Source organism: Pseudomonas paracarnis, from assembly GCF_904063055.1.
Lineage (GTDB): Bacteria > Pseudomonadota > Gammaproteobacteria > Pseudomonadales > Pseudomonadaceae > Aquipseudomonas > Aquipseudomonas paracarnis.
Genome location: NZ_CAJFCN010000001.1, coordinates 179,091 through 194,584, shown reverse-complemented (window position 1 = coordinate 194,584; position 15,494 = coordinate 179,091). Strand labels below are relative to the sequence as shown.

The following is a 15,494-nucleotide window of genomic DNA, read 5'->3' as shown; positions in this document are numbered from 1 at the left end:
CGCATCATGAAAAGACACCTTCTTTGCAGCCTGCTTTTATGCGGCAGCGCCCAGGCACTGGCGGCCTCCACGGTTGACCTGAGCGTCCAGGGCCTGATCATTCCCGCCGCCTGCTTGCCACAACTCTCCAGCGGCGGCCTGATCGACTACGGCAAGATTGCCCAACAAGATCTGAACCTGGAGACCGCCACGCGCCTGCCTGTCAAGAGCCTGCACATCGGCATTGCCTGCAACGGCCCCGTGCGCTATGCCTTGCGCATGGCTGACAACCGCGACGGCTCGGCCATGGTCAACAGCGAGATTTACTACGGGTTGGGGTTCGATAACAGCGGTAACCGCCTGGGCGTCTACTCCATGACCTTCGACCCTCGGCAGACGCAGGCCAGCAACACCGCACAGATCTACGGCACTGAATCCACCACCGGTGGCCTGGCGTGGCGAACCTCCAACCTCAACCCCATCGACATCGGCTCCAGGAGCTACCTGGGCTTCACGGACGTCGAGGGCAGCGTCAGCGGGCCCACGGCGATCGGTATCCTGGGAGGCATGGTGACGGTGCAGACCGTGATCAATGCGCGCAAGAATCTGGACTTGAGCGTAGAAACACCGCTCGATGGCTCGGCCACGCTGGAAGTGGTGTATCTCTAGACTTTCTCGCTGGTGACTTGCACATAGCGCGCACGGCCGGCGCCGAGGCCCGCGACGATAGCGCCCAGGCCGATCACGGCGAAGATCCAGCCGATAGCCGTCCAGCCGCCGGTCCAGTCATGTACCAGGCCGACCGCGAAAGGGCCGAGGGAGGCCAGGGTGTAGCCAATGCCTTGGGCCATGCTCGACAGGTTGGCCGCCACATGGGAATCGCGTGAACGCAACACGATCAGGGTCAGCGCCAGGCTGAACGTCCCGCCCTGCCCCAGGCCCAGCACAATCGCCCAACCCCACAGGCCATCCAGCGGCGCGTACAGGCACCCGAACAAGCCGCCGAGCGTCAACAGCATCACCACCACGATCGCCAGGCGCTGGTCCTTGCCCCGCGTCGCCAGCCACGGCGCGGCCAGGGAGCTGAGCAGTTGCACGATAATCGAGCCCGACAGCGCCAACCCGGCTTCGGTCGCGCTCAGGCCGCGGCCAATCAGGATCGACGGCAACCAGCCGAACACGATGTAGGCCAGTGACGACTGCAGGCCCATGTACAGGGTGACCTGCCAGGCCAGCGGATCGCGCAATAAACCCTTCACACGATAGGCCACACGATGGGCTCCGTGCTTCTGCCCAACCTGGGGCAACCAGACCAGGGCCGCCACCAGGGCCGGCAGGATCCAGAAGCCCAGGCCGATCTTCCAACTGTCGCCAAAGGCGTGGCTCAGTGGCACCGAGGCACCGGCCGCCATGGCGGCGCCCAAGCACAACGCCATGGTGTAGACACCGGTCATGGCGCCGGCCTGGCTGGCGAAATCGCGCTTGACGATACCCGGCAGCAACACGCCGATGATGCCAATGCTGGCACCTGCAACCAGGCTACCGAGGAACAACCCCACCTCACCGAACGAACTGCGCAGGATGATCCCCGCGGCCAGGGTCAGCAGGATGCCGAGCACCACGCGCTCGGCGCCGAAACGCCGGGCCAGCATCGGCGCGGTAGGTGCAAACAGGCCCAGGCACAGCACCGGCAAGGTGGTTAGTAAACCGGCCTTGGCGGCGGACAGGCCTAAACTGCTCGAAACCTCTGCCAGCAACGGCGACAGGCTCGACAAGGCCGGGCGCAGGTTCAAGGCCACCAACACCAGGCCCAGCAACAGCAGCCATGGCCGAACCACGCTCGGCTGCGCCTGCTGCACGCTGTCGTCGTCAGCTTCGGCGTCGATCAACAGTTCTTCGAGTTCGGTCTTGCGTGGGGCTTCAGGGTTCATTGATCAACTGCCGGCAGAGGGATTTGGCGCGGTCCGGGTCTTGTTGTTCCACCGCATCGAGTAGCGCTCCATGCAGGTCGAACACCGCCTGGCGTCGCGGTGAGCGGTTCAGGGTCTGGCGCAGCTGCGCGCCGACAATGGCGGAGAAGTAGTGGTACAGCTCGCTCAAGGCTGGGTTGTGCGCCGCATCCACCAAGTGCTGGTGGAAGATCAGGTCGGCACTGATATAGGCCTCCAGGTCACCGTGATAACGCTCGGCGCTGAGGTCGAGCGCCTTGCGCAACGCCGTAAGGTCCGCTTCGGTACGACGCAACGCAGCCAGGCCGATGGCCTCCACTTCCAGAATCTGACGCGTCTCCTGCGCCTGCTCCAGCGTGCAATGAGACAGCGCCCGCATTGTGCCCAGCGGGTCGGTCATCGAGCGCAGGTAACTACCATCGCCCTGGCGAATGTCGATCAAGCCAGAGAAGGCCAATACCCGCATGGCCTCGCGCACGGTGTTACGGCTGATCCCCAGCTCGGCGGACAACTCGGGCTCGGTGGGCAGGCGCTCGCCGATGGCCCATACGCCTTGGGAGATGCGCAGGCGCAGTTGCTCCAGGGCCTGGTCGACCAGGGAGCGTTTGATCAGCGGGGCGATGTCTGTCATGGGTTTAGCGCTTTCGTCCAATCATAGGATGAATTTTCCTACAGGCTATTCGGAGTTGCCTACAAAGGCAACGCACTAGGGTTCTTAGGCAGGAAAAGGAGCAGTATTTTCGATTGGTAAAATTACCCTTAGAGGGTAATTATTGGACTCAGGTGTCTTATGGAAAAGTACACACCTCATTACGATTTGGCCCTGATCAAGGCGGATGTCAGGCGGCTTGGAAAACAAGCTTTTACCAAAACAGCACGCAACTGCGGGGAAAAGCTCGATCTGAGCATCACGCAAATGCAGGAGGTTGTTTACAAGCTAACGGGCAAGATGCTGTTTAAATCCATGACAAGTTATGGCGACCATTGCGTCTGGCAAGACGTTTATCACATTCACTCACATGGCCTGGAGATCTACATCAAGGTGACGTACCGCACGGACGGTAAACCTCCGGTGATCTCCTTCAAGGAGAGTAACCTATGAAGACAGAACAGTGCTTCAGCTGCGGCCAGCATGACGGAATGCGGCATTTTTCGGGTCGCAGCGAAACATCGGAAGTCAAAGGCTTGCACCGCCGAATCGACAACCTTTCAGGCTGGGAGTGCCAAAGTTGTGGTGAGGTGATCTTTGACCCTGAAGACGCGGACCGCTATTCAGATCACTGTGATGAGATGGTCTACAGCTTCAGACGAATGATCGGTAACGAGATAAAGCGCATTCGTCGCAAATTGCATCTTTCACAAAAGGACACTGTGCAACTGCTTTCCGGCGGCGGACATAACGCACTTTCACGTTACGAACGCGGTGAGCTGCTGGCGCCAAAATCCCTCGTCGTGCTTATGCGCTTGCTTGATCGCCACCCGCATCTGCTCGTTGATGCAAAAACCTTGAGTGAGGGTGCTGATATGCGTAACACCACGCATACAACCCACAAAGAACACGAGATCGCGACGACGCCCTGACTGAGGGCAAAAAACAAACCCGGCACTAGGCCGGGTTTATTTTTAACACTCCATCAATGCAGTATCTGGCTCAAGAACAACCGGGTCCGCTCATTCTGCGGGTTATCAAAGAAGTCATTCGGTGCCGCCTGTTCCACGATCTCGCCCTTGTCCATGAAGATCACGCGGTTGGCCACGGTGCGGGCAAAGCCCATTTCGTGGGTCACGCACAACATGGTCATGCCGTCTTCAGCCAGGCCGATCATGGTGTCCAGCACCTCTTTCACCATCTCAGGATCCAGCGCCGACGTCGGCTCATCGAACAACATGATTTTGGGCTTCATGCACAGCGCGCGGGCAATCGCCACGCGCTGTTGCTGGCCACCCGAAAGCTGCCCGGGAAACTTGTGGGCCTGCTCCGGAATGCGCACACGCTCCAGGTAGTGCATGGCGATTTCCTCGGCCTTGCGCTTGGGCATCTTGCGCACCCACATCGGCGCCAGCGTGCAGTTTTGCAGGATGGTCAAATGCGGGAACAGGTTGAAGTGCTGGAACACCATGCCGACTTCACGGCGGATCGCTTCGATCTGCTTGAGGTCGTTGGTCAGCTCCACGCCATCGACCACAATGCGGCCCTGCTGGTGCTCTTCCAGGCGGTTGAGGCAGCGGATGGTGGTGGACTTGCCCGACCCCGAAGGGCCGCACAGCACAATACGCTCGCCCTGCTTGACGTTGAGGTTGATGTCTTTCAACACATGGAACTGGCCGTACCATTTGTTGACGCCCTGCATCTGGATAATGCCTTCAGGGCTCACAGGCTGTTTGATTGCTTCGCTCATAAAAAGAACTCCTAACGCTTGTGGCCTGTGTCGAGCTTGCGTTCCAGATGCATGGAATAGCGCGACATACCAAAACAGAAAATCCAGAACACCAGGGCGGCGAACACGTAGCCTTCAGTGGCCATGCCCAGCCATTTGGGGTCGGCGGCGGCTTGCTTGACGCTGTTGAGCAGGTCGAACAGGCCGATGATGATCACGAGGCTGGTGTCCTTGAACAGGGCGATGAAGGTGTTGACGATCCCTGGGATCACCATCTTCAAGGCCTGCGGCAAGATCACCAGGCCCATGCTGCGCCAGTAGCCCAGTCCCATCGCCGCAGCGGCTTCGTATTGGCCCTTGGGAATCGCCTGCAAACCACCGCGCACCACTTCGGCCACATAGGCCGACTGGAACAGGATCACACCGATCAGCGCCCGCAGCAGCTTGTCGAAGTTCATGCCTTCAGGCAGGAACAGCGGCAGCATCACCGACGACATGAACAGCACGGTGATCAACGGCACGCCGCGCCAGAACTCGATGAAGGTCACGCAGACCACCCGAATGGCGGGCATGTTCGAACGCCGTCCCAGCGCCAGCACAATGCCCAGCGGCAAGGCGCCGGCAATGCCCACGGTGGCGATCACCAGGGTCAGCATCAGGCCGCCCCATTGGCTGGTCGCCACATTACTCAGGCCGAACACGCCGCCGTGCAGCAAGCAGTAGGCGATGATCGGGTACAACACCAGAAAGCCCAGGCCGTAGATCGCCTTGCGAGGGAAACGCGAGATGAACAACGGCGCCACGCCCACGATGGCCAGCCACACCGTCATGTCCACGCGCCAGCGCAGGTCGACGGGGTAGTAGCCATACATGAACTGCCCGAAGCGCTGTTGGATAAACACCCAGCAGGCGCCCTCCTTGGTGCAGTCGGCGCGGGTGGTGCCCACCCAGTTGGCATCGAGGATGGCCCAGTGCAGGATCGGTGGCACCACCAGGTACACCAGGTAGATCGCCAGCAAGGTCAGCAGTGTATTGAGCCAGCTCGAGAACAAGTTGGCGCGCATCCAGGCCACCGGCCCGAAGACTTTGCTCGGCGGTGGCATGTCAGGTTTGAACGTATGCGTAGTCATGGGTGTGTCCTCACCGCTCGATCAGCGCAATGCGCTTGTTGTACCAGTTCATCAGCAGGGAGATGCTGATGCTGATCGCCAGGTACACGCTCATGGTGATGGCAATGACTTCAATGGCCTGGCCGGTCTGGTTGAGCACCGTGCCGGCAAACAGCGAAACCATTTCCGGATAACCGATACCGGCGGCCAACGACGAGTTTTTCGCCAGGTTCAGGTATTGGCTGGTCAGCGGCGGAATGATCACGCGCAGCGCTTGCGGGATGATGACCTTGCGCAGCGTCGGCCCCGGGCGCAGGCCTAGTGAACGTGCCGCTTCGGTCTGGCCATGGCTGACGGACTTGATGCCCGAGCGCACGATCTCCGCAATAAACGCCGCCGTGTACACAGTCAACGCCAGGGTCAACGCCAACAACTCTGGGATCAGCACCCAGCCACCGACGAAGTTGAAGCCCGCAAGCTTGGGCATTTCCCAATGCAGCGGCGTGCCGAAGATCAACACGCACAGCGTCGGGATTACCACCAGCAGCGCCAGGCCCGCCCAGAATTTATGGAAGGGAACCCCCGTCGCCTCAAAGCGCTTGTTGGCCCAGCGGGTCATCAGCACGATGGCAACGATGGCGACCACCAGGCTGGCGACAAACGGCCAGAACCCGTCAGAGGCCAGCGCTGCCGGCATGTTCAGGCCACGGCTGCTGACAAAGAAGGTGTCACCGAAGTTATGGCTGTTGCGCGGCCCTGGCATGGTCAGGAACACCGCGAAGTACCAGAACAGGATCTGCAACAGCGGCGGAATATTGCGGAACACCTCCACGTACACCGTCGCCAGCTTGTTGATCATCCAGTTAGGCGACAAGCGCGCCACGCCGATGATGAAGCCGAGCAGGGTTGCCAGCACCACACCGATGACGGTCACCAGCAAAGTGTTGAGCAGGCCGATGACAAACACCCGGGCATAGCTGTCCGATTCGGTGTAGTCGATCAAGTGCTGCGCGATGCCGAAGCCGGCACTGCGCTCAAGAAAGTCGAAACCCGAGGTGATGCCCCGGTGTTGCAGGTTGGTCTGGGTGTTATGGAACAGGTACCAGCCCAGCGAGACCACCGCCATGATCGTGATGATCTGGAACAGCCACGCACGCACTTTGGGGTCGCTGAAGCTGAGCTTCTGCTTGGGTGCGCCGATTTTATTTTGCATGAAGTGCCCCGAAAATAATGGAACAGAACATCACCCGGCAGTTGGCCTACCGGGTGACAGAACCATCAGCGATCAGCGCACAGGGGGTGCGTATTGAATGCCGCCGTTGTTCCACAGGGCGTTCAGGCCACGGTCGATTTCCAGCGGCGTGCTCTTGCCCAGGTTGCGCTCGAACATCTCGCCGTAGTTACCCACTTGCTTGACGATCTGTACCACCCAGTCCTTCTTCACTTTCAGATCTTTGCCGTATTCGCCGTCGGCACCGAGCAGACGCGCAACGTCCGGGTTCTTGGTGGCCTTGGCTTCAGCCTCGACGTTCTTGGAGGTCACACCGGCCTCTTCCGCGTTGAGCATGGCGTAGCCCACCCAGCGCACGATGGCCAGCCACTCGTCATCGCCGTTACGCACGACCGGGCCCAGGGGCTCCTTGGAAATGGTTTCCGGCAGCACCACGTAGTCTTTCGGCGAGGCCAGCTTGCTGCGCTGGGCGAACAGCTGGGACTTGTCGGAAGTCAGTACGTCGCAACGCCCGGATTCCAGCGACTTGGCGCTTTCATCGGAGGTGTCGAAGGTGATCGGGGTGTATTTGAGGTTGTTGGCGCGGAAATAGTCGGAAACGTTCAGCTCGGTGGTGGTACCGGCCTGGATGCAGATGGTTGCACCATCCAGTTCCTTGGCACTTTTCACGCCCAGCTTGTTGTTCACCAGAAAGCCGATGCCGTCGTAGTAGGTAATGAAGCCCGGGAATTTCAGGCCCATGCCCGCGTCACGCGAGCTGGTCATGGTGGTGTTGCGCGACAGGATGTCGACTTCGCCGGATTGAAGCGCGGTGAAACGCTCCTTGGCGTTCAACTGGCTGAACTTGACCTTGGTGGCATCGCCAAATACGGCAGCCGCCACCGCGCGGCAATAGTCAGCGTCGATCCCGAGGATCTTGCCGCTGGCATCCGGCACCGAGAAACCCGGCAGGCCGTCACTCACACCGCACTGCACAAAGCCTTTCTTCTGCACGGCGTCCAGGGTGGCGCCCGCGTGGGCAAAACCACTGACACCCAGTACAGCCGCCGCAGAGACGATGGCCAGGGTGGATTTCAATACCTTCATTACAAACCTCCAATTGCTCTTGTTGTGTCGGAGCTCCAACCTCAGCGCACCCTTATGAGGCGATATCGACCCGTGTTGGTTTTTTTTGGGGCCAAGCAGCATGAGGTTTTTGCGGTAATTCCAGTTGCTTTCCCACAGGCGGCAGTCACTGATAGTGTTACCGTCCTAGGAGAGTTCTGACATCGAGCTACACATAGCAAGGCGCGTACCAGAGTCTTGGTCGAGTGGCTGCAACTGCGGTTACATGGCAAAAGATTCAGCCTTGCGACATTCTCTTAACAGATCAACCTGTTGCGCACCGTTCCGACGCACCTCATCGGAGCGCCCGCACATCTATGGAGCAGACATGACCGAACCCTTGATTCTTCAGCCCGCCAAGCCCGCAGACGCCTGCGTTATCTGGTTGCATGGCCTGGGCGCCGATCGCTACGACTTCTTGCCGGTGGCCGAAGCCCTGCAGGAAACCCTGCTAACCACCCGCTTCGTTTTGCCCCAGGCACCTACGCGTCCGGTGACCATTAATGGTGGCTACGAGATGCCTAGCTGGTACGACATCAAGGCCATGAGCCCGGCCCGTTCGATCAGCCTGGAAGAACTGGAAGCGTCGGCAAAAATGGTCACCGACCTGATCGAGGCGCAACAGAGAACCGGAATAGACACCTCGCGAATTTTCCTCGCCGGTTTTTCTCAAGGTGGCGCGGTGGTCTTCCACACCGCGTTTAAGAAATGGGAGGGCCCCTTGGGCGGTGTGATCGCCCTCTCCACCTATGCGCCCACCTTCGATAATGAGCTGGAATTATCCGCCAGCCAGCAACGCATCCCCACGCTGTGCCTGCACGGCCAGTACGACGAAGTGGTACAAAACGCCATGGGCCGCAGCGCCTACGAGCATTTGAAGGGCCGTGGTGTCACCGTGACATGGCAGGAATACCCAATGGGCCACGAAGTGTTACCCCAAGAGATACACGATATTGGCACCTGGCTGACTGAACGCCTGCGCTGAACCCCGTGTTTATGTAGCCGTATGACAGACGCACTACGCCGCGCTCGATTCTTGCATTACACTGGCCGGCGTACATTCCTTAACCAATTAATGAGATGACCGTGCTCAAAGCACTCAAGAAGATGTTCGGCAAAAGCGAGGCTGAGCCGCTCGCGCCTGTTCCCAGTGCTCCTGCCCCCAAGCCCGGCAACCGCAATGACGGTCAACAGCCCGGCCGGAACGCACCCGCCGCCTCACCGAGCAAAACCACGGTGACGCCGCCTGAACAGGTAAAGCCTGCCGAGCCCGCCCCGACGCCTGTGGCCAAGCCCCGTCGCGAACGTGCGCCCAAGCCGCCCGTGACCCCCTGGAAACTCGAAGACTTCGTCGTCGAACCCCAGGAAGGCAAGACCCGCTTCCACGATTTCAAACTGGCCCCGGAACTGATGCACGCCATCCAGGACCTGGGTTTCCCGTACTGCACGCCCATCCAGGCGCAAGTGCTGGGCTTCACCCTCGCGGGCAAAGACGCCATCGGCCGCGCCCAGACCGGCACCGGCAAGACCGCCGCGTTCCTGATCTCGATCATCACCCAACTGCTGCAAACGCCGCCGCCCAAAGAGCGCTACATGGGTGAACCGCGTGCGCTGATCATCGCCCCGACCCGGGAGCTGGTGGTGCAGATCGCCAAGGACGCCGCCGACCTGACCAAGTACACCGGCCTCAACGTCATGACGTTCGTGGGCGGCATGGACTTCGACAAGCAGCTCAAGCACCTTGAGGCCCGTCATTGCGACATCCTCGTCGCCACCCCGGGCCGCCTGCTCGACTTCAACCAGCGTGGCGACGTGCACCTGGACATGGTCGAAGTGATGGTACTGGACGAAGCCGACCGCATGCTCGACATGGGCTTTATCCCGCAAGTACGCCAGATCATTCGTCAGACGCCGCCGAAAGCCGAGCGTCAGACTTTGCTGTTCTCCGCGACTTTCACCGAAGACGTGATGAACCTCGCCAAGCAGTGGACCACCGACCCATCCATCGTCGAGATCGAAGCACTCAACGTTGCCAGCGAAAACGTCGAGCAGCATATCTACGCCGTCGCCGGTGCCGACAAGTACAAGCTGCTCTACAACCTGGTCAACGACAACGGTTGGGAACGCGTGATGGTCTTCGCCAACCGCAAGGACGAAGTGCGCCGCATTGAAGAGCGCCTGGTGCGCGACGGCGTCAACGCTGCGCAACTGTCGGGTGATGTGCCGCAGCACAAGCGCATCAAGACCCTGGAAGGCTTCCGTGAAGGCAAGATCCGCGTGCTGGTGGCTACCGATGTAGCCGGTCGCGGTATTCATATCGACGGCATCAGCCACGTGATCAACTTCACCCTGCCGGAAGTGCCGGACGACTATGTGCACCGCATTGGCCGTACCGGACGTGCCGGGGCAGCGGGTGTGTCGATCAGCTTTGCAGGGGAAGATGACTCGTACCAGCTGCCGTCCATCGAGGCGTTGCTGGGGCGCAAGATCAGCTGCGAGACGCCGCCGACGCACTTGCTGCGGGCTGTAGAACGCAAACGCCCCTGATACAGGAATGCGATAAAAAAATGTGGGAGCTGGCTTGCCTGCGATGCAGACACCTCGGTTTTTCAGTCACTCCGAGTGATGCTATCGCAGGCAAGCCAGCTCCCACATTGGTTTCTGCGTCTGGCTGGCTACTTCCAGCGATCCGCTGCGGCGTGGTCACTGCTGCGCCCTTCTACCCAACGCGGCCCCTCGCTGGTGTTTTCCTTCTTCCAGAACGGCGCCCGCGTCTTCAAGTAATCCATCACAAATGCGCAGGCATCAAACGCCGCATGCCGGTGCGCACTGGCCGCGCCGACAAACACAATCGGCTCGCCCGGTTCCAGCGTGCCGATACGGTGCAGCACCTCCAGCTTGAGCAACGGCCAGCGCTGTTCGGCTTCCACGGCGATCTTGGCCAGGGCTTTTTCGGTCATGCCGGGGTAGTGTTCAAGAAACATCCCCGACACCTCGCGCCCGTCATTGAAGTCGCGTACATAGCCGACAAAGCTCACCACCGCGCCCACGCCCACGTTGGCCGCGTGCATGGCGTTGACTTCGGCACCTGGATCAAAGGCTTCGACCTGCACACGAATGGCCATGATCAGCCTCCGGTCACGGGTGGGAAGAAGGCGACTTCATCGCCGGCTTGCACCGGCTCGTCCAGGCTGCACAACTCCTCGTTGCGCGCACACATCAGGCTCGCTTCGTTGAGCACGGCGAATTCCGGATCAGCAGCCAGCGCGAGGCGCACGGCGTCAACAGTGGCAAACTCACCTTCCATCTCCAGCGAATCGAAGCCCACCGCTTCGGCGTAGCGCGCAAAAAACAGTACGTTGATACTCATTGCTCATCCGCCTTGAAATGCCCACTCTTACCGCCCAGCTTTTCCAGCAGGCGAATACTCTCAATGGTCATGCCGCGATCCACCGCCTTGCACATGTCGTAAATCGTCAGTGCGGCGACGCTGGCGGCGGTCAGGGCTTCCATCTCAACGCCGGTCTGCCCGGAGAGTTTGCAGCGCGCCACGATACGAACCGCGTCTGTGCCGTCGGCACTCAGCTCCACCTTGACGCCGGTGAGCATCAACGGGTGGCACAGAGGGATCAAGTCACTGGTTTTTTTCGCTGCCTGGATCCCGGCAATGCGGGCCACGGCAAACACGTCGCCTTTGGGGTGGGCGCCGTCGACAATCATTTGCAGGGTGGCGGGCAGCATGCGCACCCGCGCTTGCGCCACGGCCTCACGGAACGTCACGGCTTTGTCGGTGACGTCGACCATGTGGGCGCGACCTTGAGAATCGAGATGAGTCAGCACAGCAATACTCCTGATCAGGAGCAGCGATTGTAAACCTGTGGGTCAAAATTTGCGCAGGGCTGTTTATCCCATCCTGTAGGAGCGAGCTTGCTCGCTCCTACATTCAAGGTTAGAACCGGAAAGTAAACCCGGCATTGATGCCGTTATTGTTCCCTCGGTTGGAGAGCAAGCCGCTGTAGTTCAACGACACCAAGGTGTCCTGGGTCAGGGCCATTTCCGCACTGGCTTTGATCACCGCGCCATCCCTCGCCACAGGCACGCTGTTGACGGCGAAGGCCGTGTCACTACCGGCAAACTTCAGAGAAGCTTCACGATCGGTGTCACCAAACTGGTGCTCCCACCCCAGCTCACCGCGCAGGGTCACCGCCGAGGTGGACGTGAGTGGCAACTGAGTATGGCCACGCACGCCCAGGGTGGAGAGCGTCGCGTCCTGGCTTTGCTGGCTGGCATGCAAGGCTGCAGCACCGCCTTTTTCCTTGAACGACTCGCTTTGATAGTTCAGATACGTGAGGTTGGCGAAGGGTTCAAGCACGCGCCATTGGGTGTAGCCGATCTCGGCAAACACTTGGTCGGTGCGCGCGTTGTAGTCGGCTTTGGCATGGTCCGACTGATTGGCATAGGCCACCCGACGCGAAGTGTCCAGACGGTGCCAGGTGCTGGCACCGCCCAGGCGCAGGGCAATCGCCTCGAAGCGTTTGCCGCCGTAGACCGACAGGTGATAGTTGTCGCTGTCGGCCGACGCCGACTGGCCGTTGAGGTGGCTTTGGGTATAACCGGTCGCCGCGCCCACGCGCCAGCCGTCGTTCACCTCGGTGTCCAGGCCCAGCAGTACGCCGCTGGTGGACGAGGAGTAGCCGCTGGCGTTGTTATCACCACTGACGTTGTTGCGCCCACCAAGTAGCTGTACCCAGCCGCCGTTGTCACGGCTGTCGATCTGCGCGCTGGAGTCCAGTGCCTGCGCCTGTTGCAGGCGAGCGTTGACCGCTTCACGCAGGTAGCGGCTGTCAGCCATTTGCGCTGCCGCCACGTCCGAATGCAATTGCCCTGAAAGTTGCTTGAAGCCCTGCCGCGCCTGGGCGGCGGAATCCGACGCCAACAGGCTTTCGTAGACCGGGCTGCCAGCGCCCAATGTCTCGGCCACCGTCGCCACCGCTCGCTCATTGCGGGTTTGCGCGACACTGGCGAAGGTGGTCTGGTTGCGGGCTATCGCCAGGGTCAATTGGTTCGGTTGATAGTTGAGCGCAGTGCCAATGAACAGGTAGTTGGGGGCAAACGCTGCAAACTGCCCCTGGATACCTTGGCTGGCACTGAGGATATTGAACTGCTGGCCCAGCAAGCTGCGCGCCTCGGTGGCGGTCAACAGGTTGGGGCTGTTCTCCAGGGACACGTTCACCACACCGCCATTGAGGGTCGCCACCCCGCTGCTCTGCAACTGGTCGCTGCGGCCATCGGCCCCGACTTCGACGGCATACACCGAACCCGGGTTGAACGTGACATCGCCGGTGCGCAGTGTGCCAATCGAATGCCCCGGGGCCACTCGCCCACCGTTGTTGACGGTCAAGGCGCCCACCGTGCCGTTGCCGGCCAGGGTGCCGCCCAGTGTGGTCATCACGCCGTTATCGACATTGCGCGTGCCTACGGCGCTGCTATCTACCGTCACGGCAGAGGTCAATGCGCCGTCCACCGACAATTTGCCTCCGCGCACCCAAGTACTGCCCGAATAGCTGTTCTGGCCTTCCAGCACCAACTCGCCATCCCCGGACTTGACCAGGCTACCGACGTAGGTGCTGCCGGTGAGCACGTCCTGGCCGCGGGTGAGTGTTGCCTGCTCCCGGGCATGACCCATGTCGTATTCAAACTGATCGTCGGCCGAGGCATTGGCGGGCAGGCCATCGAGCCAGCCTTTTTGCTGCTTGGTGGCGGCCCAGGTCGCCTGTTCGGCAGCGTCTTCTACGCGACGGGCGCGAATGGCCTCATCGGAAATCGGGTTGGCCCAGATATCGCGGGTACCGCTGGGCAACGCCACTGCTACCGCACCGAGGAACTGCCCCGGCCCTTGCATAGCTTTTTGCAGGTTGGGCAAGCCCCAGCCACTGACCACACCTGGTACTTGTGGGACACCCGGCGCGGCATCATGCACCGGTTGCAGGTTGTCATAGGTGCGGCCTCCGGTCAGCTCGCCAACCGGCGTGTCCGGGCCATCCGGCGCCTGCAGGCTGGAGGTGGTCAGCAACACGTCCCGCGCCTGGCTGGGCGTCATATAGGGGAAGCGCTGCATCACCAACGCCAGGGCTCCGGAAACGCTCGGCGCGGCGGCCGAGGTGCCGTTGGCATTCGGGATAATTTCGCCCTCGGGGCCGGCGGACGGGATGCCCGACACGCCCATCACGCACCACCACTTGGAGGTACCGCAACGGTTGTAGACCTGGGCGCTGGTCTCGTCGTAGCCGGTGATGGAGAGGAACTTAGCTTCGATATCCGGCTTGAAAAACGGCAGGTTCGCATTGGTGTCCGGGTTGGCACCGTGGCTGTCGTTGCCCGCAGAGATGATCTGGATGAACGTGTTTTGCCGGGCCGCATCGGCCATGGCGTCCATCCAGGTTTTCTGCCCGGCGTGGGCTTTGTCCCAGAACGGGCGATAGGCGGCGGTCATGTCGCGCAGGTTCTGCGCGGCGCTGTCGCCGACGTTGCCGAAGTGGTTCTCCACGTCATTACGCGAGCTCTGCCCCCAGCTCTGGTTGACGATCGCCACGTTCTTCGCCGCCAGGGCGTTGTAGCTGGCCATGAATGCGTTGTAGTCGAGGTCGTTGGAGCCTTGGTAGCGGTCGTTGTCGCTGCCGCCGGTGTTAGCGACAAACAGATTGGCGTCGAAGGCAATGCCGTGCATACCGGTGCCGTCGCGGTTGGCGGCCAGCACCCCGGACATTTCTGTGCCATGCCCGTCGTTGAACGCGGGGTCGTATTCCCCTGGGATGCTGAAATGTTCGCCCTGCTTGAACTCGCCGCTGGGCACTTCAAGGCGGTAGCGCGGGTGGGTGGCGTAGTACTCGCCCGTGGAGGTCACCGCCTGCACCCGGTCCTGGCCCTGAGCGTTCTTGCCCTGGAACTCGGAGTGTTCGGTGAGGATGCCCGAGTCCAGCACGCCAACATTGACCCCCTTGCCAGTGATGCCCAGGGCATAGGCGTAATACGCGTTGGTGCGGTCCAGGCCGGAGTTGACCTGGGCTTCCGGGGTCTTCCAGGTTTGCGCGTTGGCGCTCCAGTCACGGGTTGCCCCAGCCCAGGACTGGCCTGCGTTCAACTGCCCGCTGAGGTTGCTGCTAACGCCCGGCTCGACGTAAGTGTAAGGCTTGGCGGCCGGCAGGTTGGCGATAATGGCTTTGGAAAAGTCGAGGATATTGGTGGTGTAACGGCCGCTGTTGCTGAACAGCCGGCTGCGGTAGTAATCCAGGCGCGAGGCATAGTCCAGTGGCCGCCGGGTGTCGCCGAGCATGGCGCCGATGGTCAGGTTTTCGGGTTGTAGCTCGTAGTTTTGCTTGAGGGCCGAATCGAACTTGCCGGACTGGGCGGCGAAATCCTTGGCCGCGAGATCGACGATATCCGCGTAGGCAAACCTGAGGTTTTTGTACACGGCAGTCTCAGGGCCGAATGAGGCGACGGCTGTCCTGAACGCCGACTCCAATACCTGCGGGGTGTAAGGGTTATCGTCTGCCCTGGCCATGGAACCGTGGCCCAGCCATAACGCCAGGCCGAGTGCTATGGGTGTGAGGGGGATGGTCTTGAAACGGGGGGTACGATTGCGTTGCGACACAGTGAAGCCATTACCTGCTACGTCCATTTTCCTTTCCCTTTGGATATGTGCGTCATCAATGAGCGGTGTTTCGGGCTTTTGTAATAGGCAGGG

Annotated in this window: 15 protein-coding genes; 5 read left to right on the top strand and 10 right to left on the bottom strand. The window is 60.8% G+C overall.

Annotated elements, in window-relative coordinates:
• The first annotated feature begins 6 nt into the window (after positions 1-6).
• Complete coding sequence (locus tag JMV15_RS00900; protein ID WP_019817633.1) at positions 7-648, top strand: DUF1120 domain-containing protein; 642 nt, start codon at positions 7-9, stop codon at positions 646-648.
• On the opposite strand, the gene JMV15_RS00895 is transcribed toward JMV15_RS00900, so the two are convergent.
• Both JMV15_RS00895 and JMV15_RS00890 read right to left on the bottom strand, forming a co-directional pair.
• Positions 645-1,910, bottom strand: coding sequence for a CynX/NimT family MFS transporter (locus JMV15_RS00895; protein ID WP_014717026.1), 1,266 nt, complete (start codon positions 1,908-1,910; stop codon positions 645-647). The two genes, JMV15_RS00900 and JMV15_RS00895, sit on opposite strands and share 4 nt — an antisense overlap.
• Positions 1,900-2,559, bottom strand: coding sequence for a FadR/GntR family transcriptional regulator (locus JMV15_RS00890; protein ID WP_019817632.1), 660 nt, complete (start codon positions 2,557-2,559; stop codon positions 1,900-1,902). Before JMV15_RS00890 ends, JMV15_RS00895 begins: the two co-directional genes overlap by 11 nt.
• A gap of 159 nt (positions 2,560-2,718) precedes the next feature.
• Between JMV15_RS00890 and JMV15_RS00885 the strand changes: the two genes are divergently transcribed.
• Both JMV15_RS00885 and JMV15_RS00880 read left to right on the top strand, forming a co-directional pair.
• Complete coding sequence (locus JMV15_RS00885; protein WP_019817631.1) at positions 2,719-3,030, top strand: type II toxin-antitoxin system MqsR family toxin; 312 nt, start codon at positions 2,719-2,721, stop codon at positions 3,028-3,030.
• Complete coding sequence (locus tag JMV15_RS00880; protein WP_014717023.1) at positions 3,027-3,509, top strand: type II toxin-antitoxin system MqsA family antitoxin; 483 nt, start codon at positions 3,027-3,029, stop codon at positions 3,507-3,509. Before JMV15_RS00885 ends, JMV15_RS00880 begins: the two co-directional genes overlap by 4 nt.
• Before the next feature lie 53 nt (positions 3,510-3,562).
• Here JMV15_RS00880 and JMV15_RS00875 read toward each other — a convergent pair whose 3' ends face one another.
• From JMV15_RS00875 to JMV15_RS00860, 4 genes are all read right to left on the bottom strand, one after another.
• Entirely contained in the window at positions 3,563-4,327 is a 765-nt protein-coding gene (locus JMV15_RS00875; protein ID WP_003188759.1) for an amino acid ABC transporter ATP-binding protein, read from the bottom strand.
• Between the two features lie 11 nt (positions 4,328-4,338).
• Positions 4,339-5,436 carry an amino acid ABC transporter permease gene (locus JMV15_RS00870; protein ID WP_014717022.1) on the bottom strand — a complete coding sequence of 366 codons (1,098 nt, stop codon included), beginning with the start codon at positions 5,434-5,436 and terminating at the stop codon, positions 4,339-4,341.
• Between the two features lie 10 nt (positions 5,437-5,446).
• The gene (locus tag JMV15_RS00865; protein WP_201491226.1) at positions 5,447-6,628 is read right to left on the bottom strand and encodes an amino acid ABC transporter permease; all 1,182 of its coding nucleotides are present in this window, start codon (positions 6,626-6,628) and stop codon (positions 5,447-5,449) included.
• A gap of 72 nt (positions 6,629-6,700) precedes the next feature.
• Positions 6,701-7,732: an amino acid ABC transporter substrate-binding protein gene (locus JMV15_RS00860; protein ID WP_014717020.1), complete on the bottom strand. Its 1,032-nt coding sequence runs from the start codon at positions 7,730-7,732 to the stop codon at positions 6,701-6,703.
• Between the two features lie 346 nt (positions 7,733-8,078).
• Between JMV15_RS00860 and JMV15_RS00855 the strand changes: the two genes are divergently transcribed.
• Together JMV15_RS00855 and rhlB are read left to right on the top strand one after the other, a co-directional pair.
• A complete protein-coding gene (locus JMV15_RS00855) occupies positions 8,079-8,735 on the top strand; it encodes an alpha/beta hydrolase (RefSeq protein WP_014717019.1) in 657 nt (218 codons plus the stop codon).
• A 95-nt stretch (positions 8,736-8,830) separates the two neighbouring features.
• The gene (gene rhlB, locus JMV15_RS00850; protein WP_014717018.1) at positions 8,831-10,297 is read left to right on the top strand and encodes an ATP-dependent RNA helicase RhlB; all 1,467 of its coding nucleotides are present in this window, start codon (positions 8,831-8,833) and stop codon (positions 10,295-10,297) included.
• Between the two features lie 128 nt (positions 10,298-10,425).
• Here the strand turns inward: rhlB and moaE are convergent, their stop codons facing one another.
• From moaE to JMV15_RS00830, 4 genes are all read right to left on the bottom strand, one after another.
• Positions 10,426-10,875: a molybdopterin synthase catalytic subunit MoaE gene (gene moaE / locus JMV15_RS00845; protein WP_201491225.1), complete on the bottom strand. Its 450-nt coding sequence runs from the start codon at positions 10,873-10,875 to the stop codon at positions 10,426-10,428.
• 2 nt (positions 10,876-10,877) lie between these two features.
• Positions 10,878-11,120, bottom strand: coding sequence for a molybdopterin converting factor subunit 1 (gene moaD, locus JMV15_RS00840; protein ID WP_014717016.1), 243 nt, complete (start codon positions 11,118-11,120; stop codon positions 10,878-10,880).
• Positions 11,117-11,590 carry a cyclic pyranopterin monophosphate synthase MoaC gene (moaC, locus tag JMV15_RS00835; protein WP_014717015.1) on the bottom strand — a complete coding sequence of 158 codons (474 nt, stop codon included), beginning with the start codon at positions 11,588-11,590 and terminating at the stop codon, positions 11,117-11,119. The genes moaD and moaC overlap by 4 nt, the downstream gene beginning before the upstream one ends.
• Positions 11,591-11,699: 109 nt before the next feature.
• Positions 11,700-15,428, bottom strand: coding sequence for an autotransporter domain-containing protein (locus JMV15_RS00830; protein WP_201491224.1), 3,729 nt, complete (start codon positions 15,426-15,428; stop codon positions 11,700-11,702).
• Positions 15,429-15,494 lie beyond the last annotated feature (66 nt).